The sequence below is a fragment of the Enterobacter sp. PL_is514 genome (genome assembly GCF_055816715.1).
This window is the reverse complement of the sequence record NZ_JBVPGN010000033.1, coordinates 142268-165731: the sequence shown is the minus strand read 5'-3', so window position 1 is coordinate 165731 and position 23464 is coordinate 142268. Positions and strand designations below refer to the sequence as shown.

At 56.8% G+C, this 23464-nt stretch carries 20 protein-coding genes and 1 riboswitch; of the genes, 5 read left to right on the top strand and 15 right to left on the bottom strand.

Annotated features, from left to right (window positions below; all coding sequences use genetic code 11):
* Nucleotides 1–34: 34 nt before the first annotated feature.
* From polB to araB, 4 genes are all read right to left on the bottom strand, one after another.
* Nucleotides 35–2392 carry a DNA polymerase II gene (gene polB, locus AC0TNG_RS13800; RefSeq protein ID WP_024907437.1) on the bottom strand — a complete coding sequence of 786 codons (2358 nt, stop codon included), beginning with the start codon at nucleotides 2390–2392 and terminating at the stop codon, nucleotides 35–37.
* A 116-nt stretch (nucleotides 2393–2508) separates the two neighbouring features.
* Entirely contained in the window at nucleotides 2509–3204 is a 696-nt protein-coding gene (araD, locus tag AC0TNG_RS13795; RefSeq protein WP_473712542.1) for an L-ribulose-5-phosphate 4-epimerase, read from the bottom strand.
* An 86-nt stretch (nucleotides 3205–3290) separates the two neighbouring features.
* On the bottom strand, nucleotides 3291–4793 hold the full coding sequence (gene araA, locus AC0TNG_RS13790) for an L-arabinose isomerase (protein ID WP_473712551.1): 1503 nt from the start codon (nucleotides 4791–4793) through the stop codon (nucleotides 3291–3293).
* 10 nt (nucleotides 4794–4803) lie between these two features.
* Nucleotides 4804–6513 carry a ribulokinase gene (gene araB / locus AC0TNG_RS13785; protein ID WP_473712541.1) on the bottom strand — a complete coding sequence of 570 codons (1710 nt, stop codon included), beginning with the start codon at nucleotides 6511–6513 and terminating at the stop codon, nucleotides 4804–4806.
* 337 nt (nucleotides 6514–6850) lie between these two features.
* Here araB and araC point away from each other — a divergent pair, with 337 nt between their 5' ends.
* Together araC and AC0TNG_RS13775 are read left to right on the top strand one after the other, a co-directional pair.
* Entirely contained in the window at nucleotides 6851–7696 is an 846-nt protein-coding gene (gene araC / locus AC0TNG_RS13780) for an arabinose operon transcriptional regulator AraC (RefSeq protein ID WP_023310373.1), read from the top strand.
* Between the two features lie 128 nt (nucleotides 7697–7824).
* Complete coding sequence (locus AC0TNG_RS13775; RefSeq protein ID WP_032660723.1) at nucleotides 7825–8592, top strand: DedA family protein; 768 nt, start codon at nucleotides 7825–7827, stop codon at nucleotides 8590–8592.
* A gap of 32 nt (nucleotides 8593–8624) precedes the next feature.
* Here AC0TNG_RS13775 and thiQ read toward each other — a convergent pair whose 3' ends face one another.
* The 4 genes from thiQ to sgrR form a co-directional block, all read right to left on the bottom strand.
* Entirely contained in the window at nucleotides 8625–9326 is a 702-nt protein-coding gene (gene thiQ / locus AC0TNG_RS13770) for a thiamine ABC transporter ATP-binding protein ThiQ (RefSeq protein WP_048989662.1), read from the bottom strand.
* Nucleotides 9310–10920: a thiamine/thiamine pyrophosphate ABC transporter permease ThiP gene (thiP, locus tag AC0TNG_RS13765; protein ID WP_473712540.1), complete on the bottom strand. Its 1611-nt coding sequence runs from the start codon at nucleotides 10918–10920 to the stop codon at nucleotides 9310–9312. The genes thiQ and thiP overlap by 17 nt, the downstream gene beginning before the upstream one ends.
* Complete coding sequence (gene thiB / locus AC0TNG_RS13760; protein WP_473712539.1) at nucleotides 10896–11879, bottom strand: thiamine ABC transporter substrate binding subunit; 984 nt, start codon at nucleotides 11877–11879, stop codon at nucleotides 10896–10898. Before thiB ends, thiP begins: the two co-directional genes overlap by 25 nt.
* A 31-nt stretch (nucleotides 11880–11910) precedes the next feature.
* Nucleotides 11911–12011: riboswitch (TPP riboswitch) on the bottom strand.
* A gap of 36 nt (nucleotides 12012–12047) precedes the next feature.
* A complete protein-coding gene (gene sgrR, locus AC0TNG_RS13755) occupies nucleotides 12048–13703 on the bottom strand; it encodes an HTH-type transcriptional regulator SgrR (RefSeq protein WP_473712538.1) in 1656 nt (551 codons plus the stop codon).
* An 88-nt stretch (nucleotides 13704–13791) separates the two neighbouring features.
* Between sgrR and sgrT the strand changes: the two genes are divergently transcribed.
* Together sgrT and AC0TNG_RS13745 are read left to right on the top strand one after the other, a co-directional pair.
* Nucleotides 13792–13944, top strand: coding sequence for a glucose uptake inhibitor SgrT (sgrT, locus tag AC0TNG_RS13750; protein WP_032644049.1), 153 nt, complete (start codon nucleotides 13792–13794; stop codon nucleotides 13942–13944).
* A gap of 120 nt (nucleotides 13945–14064) precedes the next feature.
* Nucleotides 14065–15243, top strand: coding sequence for a sugar efflux transporter (locus AC0TNG_RS13745; RefSeq protein ID WP_024907446.1), 1179 nt, complete (start codon nucleotides 14065–14067; stop codon nucleotides 15241–15243).
* Nucleotides 15244–15291: 48 nt separating this feature from the next.
* Here the strand turns inward: AC0TNG_RS13745 and AC0TNG_RS13740 are convergent, their stop codons facing one another.
* From AC0TNG_RS13740 to leuL, 7 genes are all read right to left on the bottom strand, one after another.
* Nucleotides 15292–15873: a cytochrome b/b6 domain-containing protein gene (locus AC0TNG_RS13740; RefSeq protein WP_048989658.1), complete on the bottom strand. Its 582-nt coding sequence runs from the start codon at nucleotides 15871–15873 to the stop codon at nucleotides 15292–15294.
* A gap of 106 nt (nucleotides 15874–15979) precedes the next feature.
* Complete coding sequence (locus AC0TNG_RS13735; protein ID WP_473712537.1) at nucleotides 15980–16870, bottom strand: cation diffusion facilitator family transporter; 891 nt, start codon at nucleotides 16868–16870, stop codon at nucleotides 15980–15982.
* Between the two features lie 163 nt (nucleotides 16871–17033).
* Complete coding sequence (gene leuD / locus AC0TNG_RS13730; protein WP_048989656.1) at nucleotides 17034–17639, bottom strand: 3-isopropylmalate dehydratase small subunit; 606 nt, start codon at nucleotides 17637–17639, stop codon at nucleotides 17034–17036.
* A gap of 10 nt (nucleotides 17640–17649) precedes the next feature.
* A complete protein-coding gene (gene leuC / locus AC0TNG_RS13725) occupies nucleotides 17650–19050 on the bottom strand; it encodes a 3-isopropylmalate dehydratase large subunit (RefSeq protein ID WP_024907449.1) in 1401 nt (466 codons plus the stop codon).
* Between the two features lie 2 nt (nucleotides 19051–19052).
* Nucleotides 19053–20144 (bottom strand): 3-isopropylmalate dehydrogenase, encoded by a 1092-nt coding sequence (leuB, locus tag AC0TNG_RS13720; RefSeq protein ID WP_024907450.1) that lies wholly within the window; start codon nucleotides 20142–20144, stop codon nucleotides 19053–19055.
* Complete coding sequence (gene leuA, locus AC0TNG_RS13715; RefSeq protein WP_024907451.1) at nucleotides 20144–21715, bottom strand: 2-isopropylmalate synthase; 1572 nt, start codon at nucleotides 21713–21715, stop codon at nucleotides 20144–20146. The genes leuB and leuA overlap by 1 nt, the downstream gene beginning before the upstream one ends.
* Nucleotides 21716–21806: 91 nt before the next feature.
* Nucleotides 21807–21893: a leu operon leader peptide gene (leuL, locus tag AC0TNG_RS13710; protein ID WP_071787438.1), complete on the bottom strand. Its 87-nt coding sequence runs from the start codon at nucleotides 21891–21893 to the stop codon at nucleotides 21807–21809.
* A gap of 606 nt (nucleotides 21894–22499) precedes the next feature.
* Here leuL and leuO point away from each other — a divergent pair.
* Nucleotides 22500–23444 carry a transcriptional regulator LeuO gene (gene leuO / locus AC0TNG_RS13705; RefSeq protein WP_050597746.1) on the top strand — a complete coding sequence of 315 codons (945 nt, stop codon included), beginning with the start codon at nucleotides 22500–22502 and terminating at the stop codon, nucleotides 23442–23444.
* Nucleotides 23445–23464: the final 20 nt, after the last annotated feature.

The window sequence follows — 23464 nt, the reverse complement described above, 5'->3', positions numbered from 1 at the left end:
CTATGGTACTGGATGGCAGCCATTTCGTCACGTGTCAAAATAGGCCAAGTTGCCCTGTAACCAGTGTAGCAAAATCATCGTCGATGAAGGGCAAAATTCCGTCGGCAACCGGCTGAAGCTGACGCGTCAGATAGTGTTCGTAATCCAGCGGAGAATGCTGATAATCCACGGGTTCCGGGCCGCTAATGGTCCAGACGTATTTGATGGTCCCCCGGTTTTGATACTGCGGCGCGCGGCCGCGGCGTACGTTTTCTTCATCCGCGAGACGCGCGGCGCGTACGTGCGGAGGAACGTTACGCTGGTACTCCGCCAGCGGGCGGCGCAGGCGCTTGCGGTACACCAGCTGCGCGTCAAGTTCGCCCGCCATCAGGCTGGCTATCGTCTCGCGCACGTAGTCCTGATAGGGCTCATTGCGGAACACCCGAAGATAGAGCGTCTGCTGGAACTGCTGCGCCAGCGGCGTCCAGTCGGTACGCACTGTCTCGAGCCCTTTAAATACCATCCGCTGCGCGTCGCCTTCCTGAATCAGCCCGGCGTAGCGCTTCTTGCTGCCCTGATCGGTACCGCGAATGGTGGGCATTAAAAAGCGGGCGAAATGGATTTCAAATTCCAGCTCCAGCGCGCTGGTTAACCGCGCTTTCTGCAGATGTTCCTGCCACCAGTCGTTCACGAAGGCGACCAGCGCTTTACCTATTTGCGCGGCGTCTTCTTCCGAATGCGCGCCCTTAAGCCATACAAAGGTGGAGTCGGTGTCGCCGTAGATGACGTCATAGCCCCGGGATTCAATCAGCGCTTTGGTCTGGCGCATGATCTCGTGCCCGCGCATGGTGATCGACGACGCCAGGCGCGGGTCAAAGAAGCGGCAGGCGCTGGTGCCCAGCACGCCGTAAAAGGCGTTCATGATGATTTTCAGCGCCTGTGATAGCGGCTTGTTACCGTGGCGCTTGGCCTCGTCGCGGCCGTTCCAGATGTTTCCCACAATGTCAGGCAGACAGTGTTTTTCCCGCGAGAAGCGTGCGCCGAGGAAGCCTTCGGTGCTGTGTTCATCATCCGGCTGGGCCAGGCCCTCAACCAGCCCGACGGGATCGATCAGGAAGGTACGGATGATCGACGGGTACAGACTTTTGTAGTCCAGGACCAGAACGGAGTCATACAATCCTGGCCGGGAATCCATGACGTAGCCGCCGGGGCTGGCCTGCGGCGGCACGTCCCCGAGGTTAGGGGCGACATATCCTGCCCGGTGCATTCGGGGAAAATAGAGGTGGCTAAAGGCGGCAACCGAGCCTCCGTGCCTGTCGACCGCGAGGCCGTTCACCGTCGCGCGCTCCAGCAGGAAGGGCATAATCTCGGTTTTGTGGAATATCTGCGTGACCAGCTCGCAGTCTTTCAGGTTATAGGTGGCGAGCGCGGGCTTGTCTTCGTTAAAACGTCGGTCGATTTCGTCCATTCTGTCCCAGGGGTTATCGATGGATTTACCTTCGCCAAGCAGCTCCTGCGCGACGGCTTCAAGGGAGAAGGAAGAGAAGCTCCAGAAGGCGGATTTGAGCGCCTCGATGCCGTCAACAATCAGGCGGCCGTTAGCCTGTGCGAAGAAAACACCATTCTTAAAACCGTGTTCGCGCCATTCCAGCTCGCTGTTGCCGCGCCCGAGCGTCAGCGGGATGCGGTAGCGCTCGGCGTGTTTTTGCAGCACGCGCAGGTCAAACTGCACCACGTTCCAGCCGATCAGAACATCGGGATCGTAGTCGGCAAACCACTGGTTAAGCTTCTCCAGCAGCTGCGGGCGGCTGTTGACGTACTCAAGCCGGAAATCCAGCGCGGACGCATCGCCATTCGGCGGCCCGAGCATATAGACAACCCGATCGCCGCAGCCTTCCAGGCCAATGCAGTACAGTTCGCCGTGACGGGTGGTTTCGATATCCAGGGAGACCCACTTCAGCGGTGGGCGATAGTGCGGATTCGGCTTCAGGCGCGCGTTAACGACGCCGCCGTTTTGTTCGATGCCATCAACCCAGACGGGGGCGGTAATGAACCGCTCCATCAGAAAGCGTTCCGGCGGGCGGATATCGGCTTCGTAGAGCGTCACGCCCGCCTCGCGGAGCAGTTTTTCATAGCGCATCAGCTGGCGATGGGCGCGACAGTAGAGGCCGTAAACCGGCTGGCGGTGGAAATCCTTCAGTTCAAGCGGGGTAATGCGCCAGCCGTTTTCGCCGCGCAGCAGCTGTTTCACCTTCTCGACGTGGACTTCAGGAATAAAGGCCACGGATTCCTGCGGCGGGGGCGTAACGTGCAGCGGACCGTTATCGGTTGCCAGCCAGAACGCGACCTCGGTGCCCTGAGGGGTATCCCGCCAGTGTCGGGTCAGTAAAAAACCTTCTTGCGCCTGCGCCACGCCGTTATCCCAGAAAACAAAACCAGGCCTGATTATAGCCTGGTTAAGGTGGGTTTGCTGGGGTTTTATACAGTATCTGTTTTGCCGGATGACGCTGCGCTTATCCGGCCGACAAACTACTGCCCGTAATACGCTTTCGCACCGTGCTTGCGCAGGTAATGCTTATCCAGCAGGGTTTGCTGCATATCCGGCAGCTGCGGTGCCAGCTGGCGACAGAAGATCCCCATATAGGCGATCTCTTCGAGCACGATGGCGTTATGCACCGCGTCCTCCGCGTTTTTCCCCCAGGCAAACGGGCCGTGGGAGTGCACCAGCACGCCGGGCATCTGCGCCGCGTCGATCCCCTGTTTTTCAAAGGTTTCGACAATCACGTTGCCGGTTTCCCACTCATACTCGCCGTTGATTTCCGCATCGGTCATCAGACGCGTGCAGGGAATGGTGCCGTAAAAGTAGTCCGCGTGGGTGGTACCGGTCGCCGGGATGGACTGGCCCGCCTGCGCCCAGATGGTCGCATGGCGCGAATGGGTATGCACGATGCCGCCGATGGTCGGGAATGACCGATAGAGCATGCGGTGAGTGGGCGTATCGGAGGACGGTTTTTTGTTGCCTTCCACCACTTCGCCGGTCTCGAGGCTGACAACCACCATATCGTCTGCGGTCATCACCGTGTAATCCACGCCGGAAGGCTTAATCACGAACACGCCTTTTTCCCGATCAACGGCGCTGACGTTGCCCCAGGTCAGGGTCACCAGATTATGTTTCGGCAGCGCCAGGTTGGCTTCGAGCACCTGACGTTTGAGATCGTCTAACATAGTTGTCTCCTGCCGGATGGCGCTTCGCTTATCCGGCCTACGAAACCGTAGGCCCGGTAAACGCAGTGCCTCCGGGCATTCAGGGCTTAGCGTTTTGAACCGTAATAGACTTCATTCCAGCGCAGCGCGTCTTTGAAGGCGGGCAGGCGGGTATCGTTATCAATCACGGTAAGCTCGATGTCGTGCAGCTCGGCGAACTGACGCATATCGTTCAGATCCAGCGCGTGGCTGAACACCGTATGGTGCGCGCCGCCGGCCAGGATCCAGGTCTCTGAGGCGGTTGGCAGGTCAGGCTGCGCTTTCCACAGGGCGTTGGCGACCGGCAGTTTCGGCAGAGAATGTGGGGTTTCAACCGCATCGACGCAGTTCACCAGCAGGCGGAAACGATCGCCGAGGTCGATCAGGCTGGCGTTGATGGCCGGGCCCGTGCGGGTGTTGAAGATCAGACGCGCCGGATCGGCTTTACCGCCGATGCCGAGGTACTGCACGTCGAGGATCGGTTTTTCCTCTACCGCGATGGAAGGACACACTTCCAGCATGTGCGAGCCGAGCACCAGGTCATTGCCGTTTTCGAAGTGGTAGGTGTAGTCCTCCATAAAGGAGGTGCCGCCCTGCAGACCGGTCGACATCACCTTCATGATGCGAAGCAGAGCGGCAGTTTTCCAGTCGCCTTCGCCCGCAAAGCCGTAGCCCTGCTGCATCAGACGCTGTACCGCCAGACCCGGCAGCTGTTTCAGGCCGTGGAGATCTTCAAAGGTGGTGGTAAAAGCGTGGAAGCCGCCCTGTTCCAGGAAGCGCTTCATGCCCAGCTCGATGCGCGCCGCGTCCAGCACGTTCTGGCGCTTGTCGCCGTTAATTTGTGCCGCAGGCGTCAGGCGGTAGCTGCTTTCGTATTCGTCCACCAGCGCGCTCACGTCGCCGTCGCTGATTTCATTCACCACCTGCACCAGGTCGCCCACGGCCCAGGTATTCACGGAGAAGCCGAACTTGATCTGCGCGGCCACTTTGTCGCCGTCGGTGACCGCCACTTCACGCATGTTGTCCCCGAAACGTACCACTTTCAGGTGGCGGGTGTCCTGTTTAGAGACCGCCTGACGCATCCAGGAGCCGATACGCTGTTGCGCCTTGCCATCCTGCCAGTGGCCGGTGACCACCGCGTGCTGCTGACGCATACGCGCGCCGATGAAGCCGAACTCGCGGCCGCCGTGCGCGGTCTGGTTCAGGTTCATAAAGTCCATGTCGATGCTGTCCCACGGCAGGGAGGCGTTGAACTGGGTATGGAACTGCAGCAGCGGTTTGTTGAGGATAGACAGGCCGTTGATCCACATTTTTGCGGGTGAGAAGGTGTGCAGCCACACCACCAGGCCGGCGCATTTATCGTCGTAGTTGGCGTCGCGGCAGATGTGGGTAATTTCATCCGGCGTCGTGCCCAGCGGTTTCAGCACCAGTTTGCACGGCAGTTTGGCTTCCGCGTTCAGCGCGTTAACGACGTGCTCCGCATGTTTCGTCACCTGCTGCAGCGCTTCCGGTCCGTACAGATGCTGGCTGCCAATTACAAACCACACTTCATAATTATTAAAAATGGTCATCATCGTGTCCTTAATGGGTCAGGGTTGCCGTAGTGTCCGCGGTGCTTTTGGCCGGGGCGGCGACAGGGAGATAGTGAAGTTCGGCGCTTTTTGCCCACTGCTGGTAGCGCTGATAAAGCTGTTCAAAGCGTTGTGCCTGCTGGGCTCGCGGCTGAAGGGTGTTTTCGACGGCGCTCGCCATATGCTGCTGCGCGGTCGGAATGTCGGCGTGGACACCAGCGGCTACGGCGGCGAAAATCGCCGCGCCCAGCGCGCAGCACTGATCGGAGGCCACAATCTGCAGCGGACGGTTCAGCACGTCGCAGCAGGCCTGCATGATCACCGGGTTTTTACGGGCGATGCCGCCCAGCGCCATCACGTTGTTCACGTCGATGCCCTGCTCGGTGAAGCACTCCATAATGGCGCGGGCACCAAAGGCGGTGGCGGCAATCAGTCCGCCGAACAGCGCAGGCGCGTCGGTCGCCAGGTTGAGATCCGCGATCACCCCTTTCAGACGCTGGTTGGCAAACGGCGTGCGGCGGCCGTTAAACCAGTCCAGCACCACCGGCAAATGTTCGAGAGACGGATTTTTGGCCCAGGCTTCGGTGAGCTGCGGCAGAAGCTGCTTTTTGCTCTCTGCTATCTGGGTTTTCAGTTCAGGATGCACCGCCGCCAGCCGATCCAGCGGCCAGCCCAGCACGCGGCCAAACCAGGCGTAGATATCGCCAAACGCGGACTGACCGGCCTCCAGACCGATGAAGTCCGGCACCACGCTGCCGTCAACCTGGCCGCAGATGCCTTTCACCGCGCGGTCGCCGACGGTGGCTTTATCCGCCGTCAGGATGTCGCAGGTGGAGGTCCCGATGACTTTGACCAGCGTGTTTGGCTGCGCGCCCGCGCCCACGGCGCCCATATGGCAGTCAAACGCGCCGCCGGAGATCGCCACCTTTTGCGGCAGACCGAGACGCGTCGCCCACTCCTCACAGAGGGTGCCGACGGGAATATCGGCGGTAAAGGTGTCGGTAAACAGCGGGTATGTCAGGCTCTTGTTGATGATCGGGTCGAGCTCATCGAAGAACGCGGCCGGAGGCAGGCCGCCCCAGCTTTCATGCCACAGGGATTTATGCCCGGCGCTGCAGCGACCGCGGCGGATATCCTGTGGACGCGTGGTGCCGGAGAGCAGGGCAGGCACCCAGTCGCATAGCTCAACCCATGACGCTGCAGCCTGCGCAACGGTTGCGTCGGCACGGGTGACGTGGAGGATCTTGGCCCAGAACCATTCGCTGGAATAAATTCCGCCGATGTAGCGCGAGTAGTCCGTTTTGCCCGGCTGATGGCACAGGCGGGTAATGGCTTCGGCCTCTTCCACGGCGGTATGGTCTTTCCACAGCACGAACATGGCGTTCGGGTTGTCGGCAAACTCAGGACGCAGCGCCAGCACGCGGCCTTCGGCATCCACAGGGGCCGGCGTGGAGCCGGTGCTGTCGACGCCAATGCCGACAATCTCAGCCCGCTGGGTGTCCGACAGTTCAGCCAGGACGGTTTTGATCGCCGCTTCCATCGACTCAATGTAGTCACGCGGGTGGTGGCGGAACTGGTTGTTTGGCGCATCGCAGTAGCGCCCCTCTTGCCAGCGCGGGTACCACTCAACGCTGGTTGCTATCTCCTGGCCGGACGTACAGTCCACTGCCAGCGCGCGAACCGAATCGCTGCCAAAATCGAGGCCAATCGCAATTGCCATGGTGTTGCTCCATCGAAAAAAGAGGTATGGAAGAACATTAGAGACTGGGGACAAAAGTCGTCAGGCAGGATCCGCTAATCTTATGGACTAAATTGCTGTTACAACGGAAAGTGTGACGCCGTGCAAATATTCAATGTGGACATTTCTGCCGCACTTATAGACACTTTTGTTACTGCTTATCTGCCTGCTCAGGCGGAGAAATCAGGGGGAAAGGCTGAAACATGGCGGACGTAAAAGCGGCGTGATGCTTTTTGGATCTTTTCGCGGGCCATTTTTAAGCTGCTTTTAATGATATGGACAATTGGTTTCCTTCAGGACCCTTGGGAGAACTGAATCTATGGCCGAAACGCAAAACGATCCCCTGCTGCCGGGATACTCGTTTAACGCGCACCTTGTGGCGGGACTGACCCCTATCGAGGCTGAGGGATATCTCGACTTTTACGTCGACCGACCGCTTGGGATGAAAGGATATATCCTCAACCTGACCGTGCGAGGGGAAGGGATCATCAAGAACGGTGACCAGCAGTTTGTCTGCCGTCCCGGCGATATCCTGCTGTTCCCGCCGGGGGAGATCCACCACTATGGCCGTCATCCGGATGCCAAAGAGTGGTATCACCAGTGGGTCTATTTCCGTCCGCGCGCCTACTGGCAGGAGTGGCTTTCCTGGCCGGCTATTTTTGCGCACACCGGTTTTTATCGCCCGGATGAGGTTCATCTGGCGCAGTTTCGCGAGCTTTTTGCGCAGATTATCGAGGCGGGACAGGCCGGTGGTCGTTACGCTGAACTGCTGGCGATTAACCTGCTCGAACAGCTGCTGCTACGCCGCATGGAAGCGATTAACGAGTCGCTTAATCCCCCGCTGGATAACCGCGTGCGCGACGCCTGCCAGTACATCAGCGACCACCTTGCTGACAGCCAGTTTGATATCGCCAGCGTTGCCCAGCACGTCTGCCTTTCGCCGTCGCGTCTGTCGCATCTGTTTCGCCAGCAGCTGGGCGTCAGCGTGTTGAGCTGGCGCGAGGACCAGCGGATCAGCCAGGCGAAGCTGCTGCTCAGCACCACCCGGATGCCCATCGCCACCGTGGGGCGCAACGTGGGCTTTGAGGATCAGCTCTATTTCTCCCGGGTATTTAAAAAATGTACCGGTGCCAGCCCGAGTGAATTCCGCGCGGGATGTGAATAAACGGTAAAAAAAGATAAACAAACAGGTGAATGCGGGAAGCAACCTGTAAACTATTCAGACAATTGTTGCCTTGACGCGGTGCGGGGCGCTAAGCAGAATCGCTGATTCGTTTTCTGACCGGAATAGTTATGCAGGCATTGCTGGAACATTTTATTACCCAGTCCGTTATGTACTCACTCATCGCCGTGGCGCTGGTGGCGTTTCTGGAGTCGCTGGCGCTGGTTGGGCTGATCCTGCCCGGCACCGTGATGATGGCGGGGCTTGGCGCGCTGATCGGCAGCGGTGAGGTCAATTTCTGGCAGGCGTGGCTGGCCGGGATTATCGGCTGCCTGCTGGGCGACTGGATCTCCTTCTGGCTGGGCTGGCGCTTTAAGAAGCCGCTGCACCGCTGGTCGTTTATGAAAAAGAACAAAGCCTTGTTGGATAAGACCGAGCATGCGCTGCACCAGCACAGCATGTTCACCATCCTCGTCGGCCGCTTCGTTGGGCCAACGCGTCCGCTGGTGCCGATGGTGGCGGGGATGCTGGATCTGCCCGTCGCGAAATTCGTGGTGCCGAACATTATCGGCTGTGTCTTCTGGCCGCCGTTCTACTTCCTGCCGGGGATCCTCGCGGGTGCTGCCATTGATATTCCTGACGGTATGCAAAGCGGTGAGTTTAAGTGGCTGCTGCTGGGCACGGCTGTGCTACTGTGGCTGGCGGCATGGCTCTGCTGGCGGCTGTGGCGCAGCGGGAAAGCGAATATCGATCGCCTGACGCGCTACCTCCCGCGTACTCGCCTGCTCTGGCTTGCCCCACTGACGCTGGGCGTGGCGGTGGTGGCCCTGGTGGCGCTGATTCGTCACCCGCTGATGCCGGTGTACGGTGAGATTTTATTGAAAGTGGTCAGTCGTTAAGGACTATTTCCCTCTCCCTGTGGGAGAGGGCATCAGACCGCGCGAATGCCCAACAGTGAAGACGCCCCCGCTTGACCACTGAGCAGCTCTTCCGTCTTCCCATCCCACGCAATTCGCCCTTCAGCAACGACCACCGATCGCGGCGCAATCCGTGCGGCATCCTCAATACTGTGCGAAACCATCAGCATCGTCAGCCGCTGGCGCTGACAGACCTCCTGCACCAGGGCCAGCATCTCCTGACGCAGCGCGGGATCGAGCGCCGAGAACGGCTCATCCAGCAGCAGTATCGGCTGTTCGCGCACCAGACAACGTGCCAGCGCCACGCGCTGACGCTGGCCGCCGGAGAGCTCGCCCGGCAGCCTGTCGATAAAACCGGTGATCCCCATCTGTGCGGCAATGATCTCCAGCTTATGGCGCTGGTCATCGTTCAGCCTTAGTCCTGGGTGCATTCCCAGCGCGATGTTTTGCCGCACCGTCAGGTGGGTAAAAAGGTTGTTTTCCTGAAACAGCATTGAGACAGGACGTTTTGCGGGCGGCGTGTGGGTATGATCCCGGTTATCTATGACGATCGAGCCGCTTGCCGGCTGCAGAAAACCCGCAACCAGATTAAGCAGCGTGCTTTTTCCTGCGCCGCTTGGGCCAAGCACGGCGATCATCTCTCCCTGGCGCACGGAGAGCGTGAAGCGCATCGGCAGATGCTGATAAAGCCAGGTTACATCAGTCAGTTTTAACATCACGCCCCGGAAGTTTCTCGATAACGGTAAATAAGGCAAAGCACAGCAGCAGCAGTAACAGCGCGGTGACCGCGCCGTCCTGACTGCGGTAAGAGCCGATTTGCTGATAGAGCCAGTAGGGCAGCGTGCGGAAATCGTCATTGCCGAACAGCGCCACGACCCCAAAGTCTCCAATAGAGAGCACGCAGGCAAACGCCAGCGCCTGTGCCAGCGGACGTTTTAGCGCGCGCAGTTCGACCACCTTCAGCCGCTGCCAGCCCTGCATGCCCAGCGACTGGCACAGCAAACTGTAGCGGCTGTTGACGTCGCGCATCGGGTTTTCCAGCACCTTGAGCGCATAAGGGATGGCCATTAAGGCGTTGGTAAAGATCACGATGCCGTCGGCGCTTTCCGGCAGGCCGATGGTGCTGTTGAACAGCAAAAAGAAGCCCGTCGCCAGCACGATCCCCGGCATCGCCAGAATCAGCATGCCCGTCAGCTCCAGCATTTGTCCGGCTTTTTGCGCCTGGCGGGCGTAAAGCTCACGGCTGCTCCACAGCAGCATCATGGTCAGGATGACGCACAGTAATCCGGCAGCCAGCGCGATACGCAGCGAGGTCCAGGTGGCTTGCCAGAGGACGGGCTGTTGCAGGACAGACAGGAGATTGAGGTTCAGTCCGTCAACGATAACGGCCAGCAGCGGCGGCAACAGAAGCAGGAGTGCCAGCCCGATCAGGATAAAATCGCTGACGCGGCTGTGCAGGCTGTCCTGCGGATCGCGCCAGCCGGTTATTTGGTGACTGCCTGCAGGAATGGCTTTACTCAGCCGCTGGCTCAACAGGACCAGGGCAAGGCAGCATGTCATCTGGACTATCGCCAGCAGCGCGGCGCGACCGGGATCGTAGTCGTAACTCAGCGCCTGGTAAATCGCCAGCTCAATGGTGGTGGCCTGCGGCCCGCCGCCGAGCGACAGCACGGTGGCAAAGCTGGCAAAGCAGAGCATGAAGATTAATGCCGCCACGGGCGGGATCTGGCGGCGCAGCCACGGCCATTCGACAAAGCGGAAGAACGACGCGCCGCGCATGCCGAGCTGGGCGGCAACCTGACGCTGTTCGCCGGGAATGTTCTCCAGCGCCTGCAAGAAGAGGCGCGTTGCCATCGGCATATTGAAAAAGACGTGCGCGAGCAGAATGCCCTTCAGCCCGTAGGGGGAGAAGGTCCACTCCAGCCCTGAAAGCGCAAAGAGCGAGGCCAGCCAGCCCTGGCGACCGTAAACGCTCAAAATGCCGAATACCGCCACCAGCACGGGCAGGATCAGCGTCATGGCGCACAGGCGCAGCAGGGCCTGCCTGCCGGGGAAACGCCGCCGATACAGGGCGCGCGCCAGAAAAATGGCCGGGATCACCGACAGCAGGGCAGAAAGAAACGCCTGCCAGAAGGAGAACTGGATCACGTGCCAGAGGTAACTGTCGTGCCAGAGGGCGAGCAGATCGCTCTCTGGCGCGTTGAACCACAGTGCAAGAAAAGCCCCCAGGCTGACCGCCACCATCAGCAGGGCGGCGAGCAGACCGGGGATTAACCAGCCGGGAATCAACGGCTGACGGCGCGTTGCCATTCACTTACCCATGCGGCACGCTGCGCGGCGACCTGCTGCGGCGTAAACTCCAGCGAGGTTGTTGGTTTGGTCAGCTGCTCAAAACCTGCTGGCAGCGCAACGCCAGTGACCGGATACATCCAGTTGCCTGCGGGAATCGCATTCTGGAATGCCGGTGAAACCATAAATTTCAGGAACTTCTCGGCCAGCTCCGGCTGTTTGCTGGCGGCGGTACGCGCGGCCACTTCCACCTGCAGGTAGTGCCCTTCAGCGAAATTAGCCGCAGCGTAGTTGTCTTTCTTCTCGGCGATAATGTGGTATGCCGGGGAGGTGGTGTAGCTCAGCACCAGGTCGCTTTCGCCTTTCAGGAACAGGCCATAGGCTTCGCTCCAGCCTTTGGTCACGGTGACGGTTTTGGCGGCCAGCTTCTGCCACGCTTCCGGTGCTTTATCCCCGTAGACCTTTTGCATCCACAGCAGCAGGCCCAGCCCCGGCGTGCTGGTACGCGGATCTTCATAAATCACGCGCCATTTCTGGTCACTTTCCACCAGTTCTTTCAGGCTCTTCGGCGGGTTTTTCAGCTTATTTTTGTCATAAACAAAAGCAAAGTAGCCGTAATCGAACGGCACAAAGGTGTCGTTCTTCCAGCCGCCAGGCACGTTAACGGCATCGGCCGCGACGCCGCTTTTGGCAAACAGTTTGGTTTGCGAGGCGGCGTCCAGCAGGTTGTTATCCAGCCCGAGCACCACGTCGGCCTTGCTGTTTTTCCCTTCCATGCGCAGGCGATTGAGCAGCGAAACGCCATCTTCCAGCGCGACGAACTTCAGCTCGCAGTTGCAGTCGGCTTCAAAGGCTTTTTTGACTACCGGGCCAGGGCCCCAGTCGGCAGAGAAGGAGTCATAGGTGTAGACCGTCAGGACGGGCTTCGCAAAAGCAGGCAGCGCAAACAGCGCCAGCAGGGGGAGAACTTTTTTTAACACTTTGCACCTCAAAGTTGAGTGGCAAAGGATTTTGAGCGACAGCCTCAAATCCCTTCGCCGGCGTTATCCGGATCAGGTTCGACGGGTATTATCTCAGCGCACATCAGTGATGCAGCACCCCGTTGAGAACGGCGCTATTGTAATGATTTGGTGAATATTACGAAAGCGTTATGGCTCCGGCGGTGCAAACCAGGCGGATTTAAAATCAAACCAGCCCAGGGTATTCATCCGCAGGCCGCGCATGCTGCGCTGGCCCTGGATCATCAGCCAGTGGTGGATCAACGGGACGATGGTCTGTTCGGCCAGTAGCTGCTGGCACCACACGGCAAGATTCATCTCGCCCGCGCGCCACTGGGCGGCATCCTGCTGCCAGTCACGGTCGATGCAGTGCTGGATCAGCGGGACTTCATACAGGTGCGAGAAGAGCGAGAAATCGAGCGGCAGGGTGAAGTTGGCGCTGTTAAGCCAGATATCACTGGTGATATCCCCCTGGTGCCATTCGTCATAGTCAACTTCCCTGACCTCCAGCGTTACTCCTTCGGCTGCCAGTAGTCGGGTCATGATCCTCGCGATAAAACGATGCTCCACGTGCTCGCGGTAGTAGGTCAAGGTGATGGACTCCAGCCCTGCGGGCTTGTCGCAGTGCGACGGGCGGGCGTGGTGCCAGCGCGGAAGCAGGCCGTACGCCGGGAACCAGTATGTCTGGTACTGCGCTTCCGCATGGTAGATCAGATTGGCAGGGGACAACACGTGGCTGATCCACTTGCGGACGGCCTGGTTTGCCCCGCGGTGGGTGCGGCGATCAAAGAGGAGATAGTAGCATCCCTCCTCCAGGCGACTCTCCACGGCTTTTTCTCCCGTGGTGGGGCCTTCAAGCGTCAGCCCGCAGCTCAGGTCTTCATTGAGATCCGGCAATACCCACACGTTGACTTCGTCGATCAGCGCCCGATAGCCAAAGTAGTCATCGAACGCGCGGATTTTCAGCTGGTTGCTGTTATTGCGGGACACGGAGTAGGGCCCGGTGCCAATCGGCAGGCTGGCAAAATTGTTCATCGATTCCCACTCGCCGGGCAAAATCATCGACGGCACGTAGCCCAGCAGCCAGGGAAGCCACTTATCCTGCTGCGACAGCTCGATGTCCAGCGTCCAGGCCGTGGGGGAGTGGATACGCGAAATATGCGAGTAGAGCGGCAGCCTTCGGACGCGTTCCAGAGAGGCGATGACGTCGTGCATCTCCAGCTCGCGACCATGGTGAAAGTGAATGCCGGGGCGTAAAAAGAAGCGCCAGTGAAGCGGAGAAAGTTGCTGCCAGTGGTGCGCGATATCCGCTTCCAGTTCCCCGTTTTCCTCATTTATCCGCGTCAGACCGCTGAAAATTTGCCGGGCCATATGGGTTTCTGAGCGACGTAAGGCCGTGCCGGGCAGCAGATTTTTCATTGGGCGATAGTAGAGCACCCGCAGGATGTGTCGTCCCTGACGAAAACTGCGTCCGAGATGGGAAACCAGCATCTGGCGCACGGCGGTTTTGTCGCCCACCAGCTGGACCAGCTGATCGATGCGGTCCTGCTCGAGCAGGTCTTCCGCGCGCTGCTGCTGTAGCGCCAGCCCGGTATAGAGAAAGGTCAACCGCGAACGTTTGCCGCGTCCTGCTTCTGCTTCCCAGCTTAACCATCCCTGCTGCTGCATGGTGTTGAGCAGCGTACGCATATGACGGCGGGAACAGCTAAGCAGGTCAGCCAGCTCGTTGAGCGTGGTCTCCTGCGATTGCCCCTCGCAGCACTGCCAGAGGCGGATAAACTGTTGTTGCAGACGACCGGAAGGCATAAAAGGGGAACTCCTGACAAAAAACCAGCAATTTATTTATCCCTATATTAGGCCAATAATTCTCCTCGATGAAGTGAGGAGGTAAATTATGAAGAGGTCTACCGCACGTCAGTTTTATCAGCAGTACTTTTCAGCGACAAAAGGATCGTCCTGGCTGGCCCGCCAGTGTGCAGAGCAACGGCTGAAAACGTTAGAAGAATTGATGCAGTGGGACGTTACAACACCGACCTCTTCCCGCTAACTCGCCTCGATCATGTGTGACTGAGTATTGGTGCTTATCACCCGCCAGCAAAATGTTTTTGCTGGCTTTTTTCGTTTATTCTTTCACCCGATTTTGATTCGCTTTCACAAGGACTTGCGCATGCTGTGGTTGATGACGATGGGGCGACGCCTGAACGGCGTGTATGCCGCTTTTATGCTGGTGGCCTTTATGATGGGCGTGGCGGGGGCGCTGCAGGCGCCGACGCTGAGCCTGTTTCTCAGCCGCGAGGTGGGGGCACAGCCGTTTTGGGTCGGCCTGTTTTATACCGTTAACGCCATTGCCGGGATCCTGGTCAGCCTCGCGCTGGCGAAACGATCGGACAGCCAGGGCGATCGCCGCAGGCTGATCCTCTTTTGCTGCACCATGGCGGTGGGCAACGCGCTGCTCTTCGCCTTTAACCGTCATTATCTGACGCTCATTACCTGCGGCGTGCTGCTGGCGTCACTGGCGAACACCGCCATGCCGCAGCTGTTCGCGCTGGCCCGTGAATATGCGGATAACTCGGCGCGGGAAGTGGTGATGTTCAGCTCGGTGATGCGTGCCCAGCTCTCGCTGGCGTGGGTCATTGGCCCGCCGCTGGCCTTCATGCTGGCGTTGAACTACGGCTTTACCACCATGTTCTCCATCGCCGCCGGGATTTTTGTCATCAGCCTGGCATTGATTGCCTTCGCGCTGCCGTCCGTGGCGCGCGTTGAACAGGCAACGGATAAACCTGTCACCGAGGTGAGCGGCTGGCAGGATAAAAACGTTCGCATGCTGTTTATTGCCTCCACGCTGATGTGGACCTGCAACACGATGTACATTATCGATATGCCGCTGTGGATCAGCAGCGATCTGGGTTTACCGGACAAACTCGCGGGGATCTTAATGGGAACCGCTGCCGGGCTGGAGATTCCGGCGATGATTCTGGCGGGTTACTACGTTAAGCGCTTTGGAAAGCGTCGGATGATGATCGTTGCCGTGGCGGCCGGGGTGCTGTTCTACGCGGGGCTGATCCTTTTCCATTCGCGTGAAGCGTTGCTGGCGCTGCAGCTGTTTAACGCCGTGTTTATCGGGATTGTTGCCGGGATCGGCATGCTCTGGTTTCAGGATCTCATGCCCGGTCGTGCCGGCTCGGCGACCACGCTTTTTACCAACAGTATTTCAACCGGGGTGATTCTGGCAGGCGTGATTCAGGGGGCGCTGGCGCAAAGCTATGGGCATGCGTCTGTCTACTGGATGATTGCGGCGCTTTCTGTCGTGACGCTTCTGCTGACCTGCCGCGTAAAAGACGTGTGATCGGATGAATGAAACGGAGCCCGGGAACGCCGGGCTCTGCGAACCGTATTATTCTGAACACTGATACTTACGCTGCGCGCGTAGCGTCAGGTACATATGAACGAGGCCCATGAAACCGTGTGCCCAGAAATATGTCTCAACAAAGACCGTCAGAAATTTATGCAAATTTAAGGCGGATTCTGTGACGGACGAAACGGGTCCGAGCGTGGCGTTCAGCACGAACCAGGCCGCGCCACAGAGTGCAACGCCCAGCAGCGCCAGCACGCCCAAACCTTGCACCGTTGCCGCCATACCGCCGGCATGCGCGTCAGGAAGCTGGCGCTGCGTGAGGGTGCGAATATCGTCAACGATTCCGCGAAAATCCAGCGCCAGCCAGGCGAAGTAATATTTAAATCCGCGCTGGGTTAACATCCATGCCATCATGGCAATGCCACAAAAAATTAAACCAAACCCGGAAATAATATGCATCCAGGTGACAATTCCGTTCAGCCCGGAGTCGTGGAGGGCTTCACTTTCGGTGAAATTAGAATTGATGATCTGGACCAGCACCAGTACGGCCACAAGAATGTGCAGTACGCGAAGAAAGGGTGTTTCTTTATGGGGGAGCGTATTGCGTAGCGTTGGGTTCATCGCTTTTTACCTCAATAATGAGAGAGCTGATGCGATGCAGTGTGACGCAGATTAATTAACGAAACCTTAACGGTGGGTTGCGTCACACTGTATTTATGCGTTCCGATTAGCGAGCAGGATCAATATGCGTCATCACATTCAGCACATTGAATTTTTGCATCACGTTGTTTCTGGCATTGACGGCAATCTGATGCCCTTCTTTTACGCTTAATTCGCCGTTAACTTCCAGATGGACATCGACAAGGGCTAAATCGCCCATCTTGCGGGTTTTTAAATCATGGAGTCCGGTGACACCCTCGGTGGAGAGAAGACAGTTTTTGATATCATGCTCCAGCTCGGGTTCAAGCGAACGGTCCATCAGGTCGTGCAGGGCATCGGCAGAGAATTTGTAACCCATATGGGCGATAAATATCCCAACAATCAGGGCCGCAATCAGGTCCATCGCGTGAAAACCCACTAAATTCCCGGCAATACCGATGGCGACAACCACTGACGAGGCTGCGTCAGAGCGGGCATGCCAGGCATTGGCTATCAGCAGCGAGGACTGAATACGTTTTCCCGCGGCATACATGTATCTGAACAGGCTTTCCTTCACCACCAGCGCCAGTATCGCCACCCACAGAGCGGCCCCTTTCACCAGCTGATGCGTCTCGGGGTGAAGCAGTTTATTCCCTGCGGACCAGAGCATCCCGATTCCCACAAGCAGCAGAATAGCGCCAATAATGAGCTTTGCACCGTTTTCGAAACGCAGATGACCGTAATGATGATCGATATCAGAGGCTTTCTGACTCTTTTTATTTGCAATCAGAACGACAAAGTCAGAGGATAAATCGGAAAGAGAATGAATCCCATCAGCAATTAATCCCTGTGAGCCTGAGAATATTCCTGCAACTATCTGAAAGCCGGTGAGTAAACTATTTGTTATCACGCTCACTATTGTGCATTTTTGTATTTCATGAGAACGGAGATGAGACTCATTGCTATTTTTCTTTTTCATGATAATTTCCGCTGCCAGCTGATTGAACGATTATTCTGCGCAGGGAACATTAAATTGACATTAAATATAACGTCATTATTGGCTGGGTTTGCGAAGTATTTACAGAAGGAAGATGGGCATTGGGATAAAACACAGCCTGCAGAGTACACTGCAGGCCGGAGGATTATTTCATAAATGCGGGTTGTTTTTGTTCGTAAGTGGCAATCGCCGCTTCGTGCTGGAGAGTTAAACCAATGCTGTCCAGACCGTTCAGCATGCAGTGACGGCGGAAGGCATCAATGCTGAAGCTGTAGGTCTTATCCCCGGCTTTCACCACTTCGGCTTCCAGATCCACTTCAAACGAAATGCCCGGATTCGCCTTAACCAGCGCGAACAATTCGTCGACCTGTTCATCGCTCAGCGTCACCGGCAGAAGCTGGTTGTTGAAGCTGTTGCCGTAGAAGATATCCGCGAAGCTTGGGGCAATGACCACCTTAAAGCCGTAGTCGGTGAGCGCCCACGGCGCGTGTTCACGGGATGAGCCGCAGCCAAAGTTTTCCCGCGCCAGCAAAATGGAGGCGCCTTTGTATTCCGGGAAGTTCAGAACGAATTCCGGGTTAGGCACTTCGCCTTTGTCGTCCAGGAAACGCCAGTCGTTAAACAGGTGCGCGCCGAAACCGGTACGCGTCACCTTCTGCAGAAATTGTTTTGGAATAATAGCGTCAGTATCGACGTTAGCGGCGTCCAGCGGGACAACCCGGCCCGTATGTTGGGTAAATTTCTCTGCCATGATTGTCTCCTTATTTCAGGCTGCGAATATCGGCGAAATGGCCGGTGACTGCCGCAGCGGCGGCCATTGCCGGGCTGACCAGATGGGTGCGACCACCGCGGCCCTGACGACCTTCAAAGTTACGGTTACTGGTGGAGGCGCAGCGCTCACCCGGATTCAGGCGGTCATTGTTCATCGCCAGACACATGGAGCAGCCAGGCAGACGCCACTCGAAGCCCGCTTCGATAAAGATCTTATCCAGACCTTCGGCTTCCGCCTGGGCCTTCACCGGACCGGAGCCTGGAACGACCAGCGCCTGCACGCCCGGCGCGACTTTACGGCCTTTGGCAATTTCGGCGGCGGCACGCAAATCTTCGATACGGGAGTTGGTGCAGGAGCCGATAAACACTTTATCAATGGCGACATCGGTCAACGGCACGCCGGGCTTCAGCCCCATATAGGCCAGCGCTTTTTCCGCACTGGCGCGCTCGACCGGATCGGCGAAGGAGGCCGGGTCAGGGATGCTGTCGTTGACGGAAATCACCTGACCCGGGTTGGTGCCCCAGGTCACCTGAGGCGCAATTTCTTCTGCCTGCAGCGTGACAACGGTATCAAACGTTGCCCCATCGTCGGTTGTCAGGGTTTTCCAGTAGGCTACCGCGTCGTCAAAATCCTGACCTTTCGGCGCGTGCAGACGGCCCTTCACATAGTTGAAGGTGGTTTCGTCCGGCGCGACCAGCCCGGCTTTTGCGCCCATCTCAATGGCCATATTGCACAGGGTCATGCGACCTTCCATGCTCAGTGCCTGGATGGCTTCACCGCAGAACTCAACAACGTGGCCGGTACCGCCTGCGCTGCCGGTTTTACCGATGATGGCCAGGACGATGTCTTTCGCGGTAATGCCCGGTGCCGCTTTGCCCTTCACTTCAATCTTCATGGTTTTGGCGCGGCCCTGCTTCAGGGTCTGCGTTGCCAGCACATGTTCCACTTCGGACGTGCCAATCCCGAATGCCAGAGCGCCAAACGCGCCGTGGGTCGCGGTATGGGAGTCACCGCAGACGATGGTCATGCCCGGCAGGGTGATCCCTTGCTCAGGCCCCATCACGTGGACGATGCCCTGATACGGATGGTTCAGGTCATACAGCTCAACGCCAAATTCATTGCAGTTCTTAATCAGCTCCTGCATCTGGATACGGGCCATCTCACCCGAGGCGTTAATGTCTTTGGTCTGGGTGGAAACGTTGTGATCCATCGTCGCGAAGGTTTTACCCGGCTGACGTACCGGACGCTTGTGCGCACGCAGGCCGTCAAATGCCTGAGGTGAGGTCACTTCGTGTACCAGATGACGGTCAATGTACAGCAGCGGGGTTTCGTTTGGTGCCTCGTAAACAACGTGCGCATCGAACAACTTTTCATATAACGTCTTAGCCATGATTACACCCCTTCAGCGACATAGCGGGCAATGATGTCGCCCATTTCATCGGTACTGACTGCCGCCGTGCCGCGTGCTAAATCGCCGGTACGGACGCCTTCTTCTAACGCCCGGTTAATGGCGTTCTCAATTGCGGTTGCTGCATCGCCAGCATCCAGGCTATAGCGCAGCAGCAGGGCCAGGGAGAGGATCTGCGCAATCGGGTTAGCAATGTTTTTGCCTGCGATATCCGGCGCGGAACCGCCCGCAGGTTCGTACAGGCCAAAGCCTTCTTCATTCAGGCTTGCGGATGGCAGCATGCCCATCGAGCCGGTGATCATCGCGCACTCGTCAGAGAGAATATCGCCGAACAGGTTGGAGCACAGCAGCACGTCAAACTGGGACGGATCCTTAATCAGCTGCATGGTCGCGTTGTCGATGTACATGTGCGACAGCGCAACGTCCGGGTACTGCTTAGCGACTTCACTCACAATCTCGCGCCACAAAATGGAGGACTGCAGCACGTTCGCTTTATCAATGGAGGTCACCTTATGGCGGCGTTTGCGCGCCGACTCGAACGCAATGTGGGCGATACGTTCGATTTCGAAACGGTGATACACCTCGGTGTCGAACGCTTTCTCGTGTTGTCCGCTGCCTTCGCGCCCTTTTGGCTGACCAAAGTAGATCCCGCCGGTCAGTTCACGCACGCAGAGAATGTCGAAACCGTTGGCGGCGATATCCGCGCGCAGCGGGCAGAACTCTTCCAGGCCCTGATACAGCTTCGCCGGACGCAGGTTGCTGAACAGCTTGAAATGTTTACGCAGCGGCAGCAGCGCGCCGCGCTCTGGCTGCTCTGCTGGCGGCAGGTGTTCCCATTTTGGGCCACCGACGGAACCAAACAGCACGGCATCGGCATTTTCGCAGCCTTCCACGGTCGCTTTCGGCAGCGGCGTACCGTGGTTATCAATCGCAATACCGCCCACGTCGTAGTGGCTGGTGGTGATTTTCATCGCAAAACGCGTACGAACGGCTTCCAGTACTTTCAGCGCCTGTGCCATCACTTCCGGACCAATACCGTCGCCCGGTAACACAGCAATATGGTAATTCTTCGACATTACACGGTTTCCTTGTTGTTCTCTTTATTCTGAGCTTTGCGTTGCAACTCTTTTTCGACTTCGGCGGCGCGCCAGATGTTGTTCAGAACATGCACCATCGCTTTCGCGGAGGATTCAACGATATCGGTCGCCAGGCCCACGCCATGGAAGCGGCGGCCATTGTGGGTCACAACAATGTCGACCTGACCCAGAGCATCTTTGCCGTGGCCCTTGGCCGTCAGGTCATACTTCACCAGCTCCACGTCGTACTCGGTGACGCGGTTAATCGCCTGGTAGATGGCATCGACAGGGCCGTTACCGTTCGCGGCCTCTGCTTTAATTTCATCACCGCAGGCCAGCTTGACCGAGGCGGTGGCGATGTTGCTGGAGCCGGACTGCACGTTGAAGTAATCCAGACGGAAGTGCTCTGGCTCTTCCTGCTGCTTGTTAATAAAGGCCAGCGCTTCCAGGTCGTAGTCGAACACCTGACCTTTTTTGTCGGCCAGCTTCAGGAACGCGTCGTACAGCTGATCCATGTTGTAATCGCTGTCCTTATAGCCCATCTCTTCCATACGGTGTTTAACCGCCGCGCGACCGGAACGGGAGGTCAGGTTCAGCTGCACCTGGTTCAGGCCGATGGATTCCGGGGTCATGATTTCGTAGTTTTCGCGGTTCTTCAGGACGCCATCCTGGTGAATACCGGAGGAGTGCGCGAAGGCGCCAGTGCCGACAATCGCTTTGTTAGCCGGAATGGGCATGTTGCAAATCTGGCTGACGGTCTGGCTGGTGCGCCAGATTTCGTTGTGATTGATGCGGGTATGCACGTCCATGATGTCTTTGCGCACTTTGATCGCCATGATCACTTCTTCCAGCGAACAGTTGCCCGCGCGTTCGCCGATACCGTTCATCGCACCTTCTACCTGACGCGCACCGGCGTGGACGGCGGCGATGGCATTACCCACGGCCAGACCCAAATCATCGTGGGTGTGGACGGAGATAATTGCCTTATCAATATTGGGTACGCGGTCGTACAGTCCGGTAATGATGTTGGAGAACTCAAACGGCATGGTGTAGCCGACGGTGTCAGGGATGTTGATGGTTTTCGCACCCGCGTTGATGGCGGCTTCCACGACGCGCGCCAGGTCTTCGATTGGCGTACGGCCCGCATCTTCACAGGAGAATTCAACGTCATCGGTGTAGTTGCGTGCGCGTTTCACCATATACACCGCGCGCTCAATCACTTCATCCAGCGTGCTGCGCAGCTTGGTGGCGATGTGCATAGGTGAGGTTGCAATAAAGGTGTGGATACGGAACGCTTCGGCCACTTTCAATGACTCGGCAGCAACGTCGATGTCTTTCTCTACGCAGCGCGCCAGGGCGCAAACGCGGCTGTTTTTAATGGTGCGGGCGATAGTCTGGACGGATTCGAAATCACCCGGAGACGAGACCGGGAAACCGACCTCCATCACGTCGACACCCATACGTTCGAGAGCCAGCGCGATCTGCAGTTTCTCTTTTACACTCAGGCTTGCCTGCAATGCCTGTTCACCGTCACGTAAAGTAGTATCGAAAATAATGACTTGCTGGCTCATGGGTTAGGTCCTTGTCAGTCTTAGGGCGCCTTGCTACGAGCATAAAAAAACCCGCGCAGTGGCGCGGGTTTTTAGTCTTACTGGTGACGATTCAACGCTGAATTTCGCCCGCCAGTCTACCGCGCACAGTGAATGCGTTTAGTAGTAGTAGACCGGTGAAACGAATGGTGCGAATCATGAATCGTGCCCCGTTAAATTCAATATGCTTTTAGTGGTACTGGATACGGCCGTTCATGTCAACCCCTGACGATGAAAACGGGCCCGACAGACGGAATCAGCAGGGTATTCACTTTAGCTAATTGTGCTGGTTTTAGCTTTCGCGACCCGACTAATTGTCTAATTTTGGACTTGAGAAAAGAGTTGCAGAAACAAATAAATATAATTGTTTAAAAATGAGTGAAATGTCCTGAAGAGAATGCGTTGTGATTAAAAGGTTTTAATATCATTAAGTTATAAATGCAGTGAATCTGTTCCATAATGCTGAAAAGCGAACAGATATAACAGGTTGTTAACTAACTGTATGGCGATAGCAATAACAGTTTAATAATACTTAAGTCATCATTAACCTGATGGCAATTGTATATTTGTTTGGTTTATGGTTTCATTCAAATCCTAAAGTCAAACATATCATTTGCGCTCATTAATTTTCGTTATTATAGAGTCTTTATATATTCCGAATTTTAAATAATTCTCTTTTGCTGATCGTATTTGCATGGTAAATCATATTTTCGAGATGATTACCGTACGTGAGCAAAGGGAGTGTAGCGTGACAGTGGAGTCAGAAGTGTCAGAAAATAATATTAAACAACCTCAAGCTACTGATGGGATTAAACCGCAGTTACGCACGGTGGATCTTAATCTTCTGACGGTGTTTGATGCTGTCATGCAGGAACAGAATATTACCCGCGCGGCCCAGGCCTTGGGGATGTCACAACCTGCTGTGAGTAATGCCGTTGCCAGGCTTAAGGTCATGTTTAACGACGAATTGTTTGTTCGTTACGGAAGAGGGATCCAGCCTACGGCGCGCGCATTCCAGCTGTTCGGCTCCATCCGCCAGGCGTTGCAGTTGGTACAAAACGAGCTGCCGGGCTCGGGCTTTGAACCCTTAAGCAGCGAGCGCGTATTCCATCTTTGCGTCTGTAGCCCATTAGATAATTATTTAACGTCGATTATTTATAATAAAGTTGAAGAGATCGCACCAAATATCAACCTGGTTTTTAAATCATCCCTGAATCAAAACACGGAACATCAGTTACGCTATCAGGAGATTGAATTCGTTCTGGGGTATGAAGAGTTCCGTCGTCCAGAATTTTCCTGTGTGCCGCTGTTTAAAGATGAAATGGTTCTCGTCGCCAGTAAAAAACATCCGCGCCTGAATTCTCCGCTGCTAGAAAGCGATGTTTATAACGAGCAGCACGCCGTTGTTGCACTCGACAGATATGCTTCCTTTAGCCTGCCGTGGTATGACACTGCGGATAAACAGGCGAGCGTGGCGTATCAGGGCATGGCCATGGTTAGCGTATTAAACGTGGTCTCCCAGACGCAACTGGTGGCGATTGCGCCGCGCTGGCTGGCAGAAGAGTTTTCTGACCCGTTAAACCTGCAAATTTTACCTCTGCCGCTCAAGCTAAATAGCCGTACCTGTTATCTTTCCTGGCATGAAGCGGCGGGTCGGGATAAAGGGCATCAGTGGATGGAAGAGTTGCTGGTTGGCATCTGTCGCCGGTAAGCGCATCAGGATAAATCGCA

Coding starts and splice junctions, on each gene's coding strand:
- araD (WP_473712542.1), bottom strand. CDS start 3,204: ATGTTAGACGATCTCAAACGTCAGGTGCTCGAAGCCAACCTGGCGCTG.
- AC0TNG_RS13735 (WP_473712537.1), bottom strand. CDS start 16,870: ATGAAAAAGAAAAATAGCAATGAGTCTCATCTCCGTTCTCATGAAATA.
- thiQ (WP_048989662.1), bottom strand. CDS start 9,326: ATGTTAAAACTGACTGATGTAACCTGGCTTTATCAGCATCTGCCGATG.
- leuD (WP_048989656.1), bottom strand. CDS start 17,639: ATGGCAGAGAAATTTACCCAACATACGGGCCGGGTTGTCCCGCTGGAC.
- araC (WP_023310373.1), top strand. CDS start 6,851: ATGGCCGAAACGCAAAACGATCCCCTGCTGCCGGGATACTCGTTTAAC.
- AC0TNG_RS13745 (WP_024907446.1), top strand. CDS start 14,065: ATGCTGTGGTTGATGACGATGGGGCGACGCCTGAACGGCGTGTATGCC.
- sgrR (WP_473712538.1), bottom strand. CDS start 13,703: ATGCCTTCCGGTCGTCTGCAACAACAGTTTATCCGCCTCTGGCAGTGC.
- thiP (WP_473712540.1), bottom strand. CDS start 10,920: ATGGCAACGCGCCGTCAGCCGTTGATTCCCGGCTGGTTAATCCCCGGT.
- AC0TNG_RS13740 (WP_048989658.1), bottom strand. CDS start 15,873: ATGAACCCAACGCTACGCAATACGCTCCCCCATAAAGAAACACCCTTT.
- leuA (WP_024907451.1), bottom strand. CDS start 21,715: ATGAGCCAGCAAGTCATTATTTTCGATACTACTTTACGTGACGGTGAA.
- araA (WP_473712551.1), bottom strand. CDS start 4,793: ATGACCATTTTTAATAATTATGAAGTGTGGTTTGTAATTGGCAGCCAG.
- araB (WP_473712541.1), bottom strand. CDS start 6,513: ATGGCAATTGCGATTGGCCTCGATTTTGGCAGCGATTCGGTTCGCGCG.
- sgrT (WP_032644049.1), top strand. CDS start 13,792: ATGAAGAGGTCTACCGCACGTCAGTTTTATCAGCAGTACTTTTCAGCG.
- leuL (WP_071787438.1), bottom strand. CDS start 21,893: ATGATTCGCACCATTCGTTTCACCGGTCTACTACTACTAAACGCATTC.
- leuB (WP_024907450.1), bottom strand. CDS start 20,144: ATGTCGAAGAATTACCATATTGCTGTGTTACCGGGCGACGGTATTGGT.
- leuC (WP_024907449.1), bottom strand. CDS start 19,050: ATGGCTAAGACGTTATATGAAAAGTTGTTCGATGCGCACGTTGTTTAC.
- AC0TNG_RS13775 (WP_032660723.1), top strand. CDS start 7,825: ATGCAGGCATTGCTGGAACATTTTATTACCCAGTCCGTTATGTACTCA.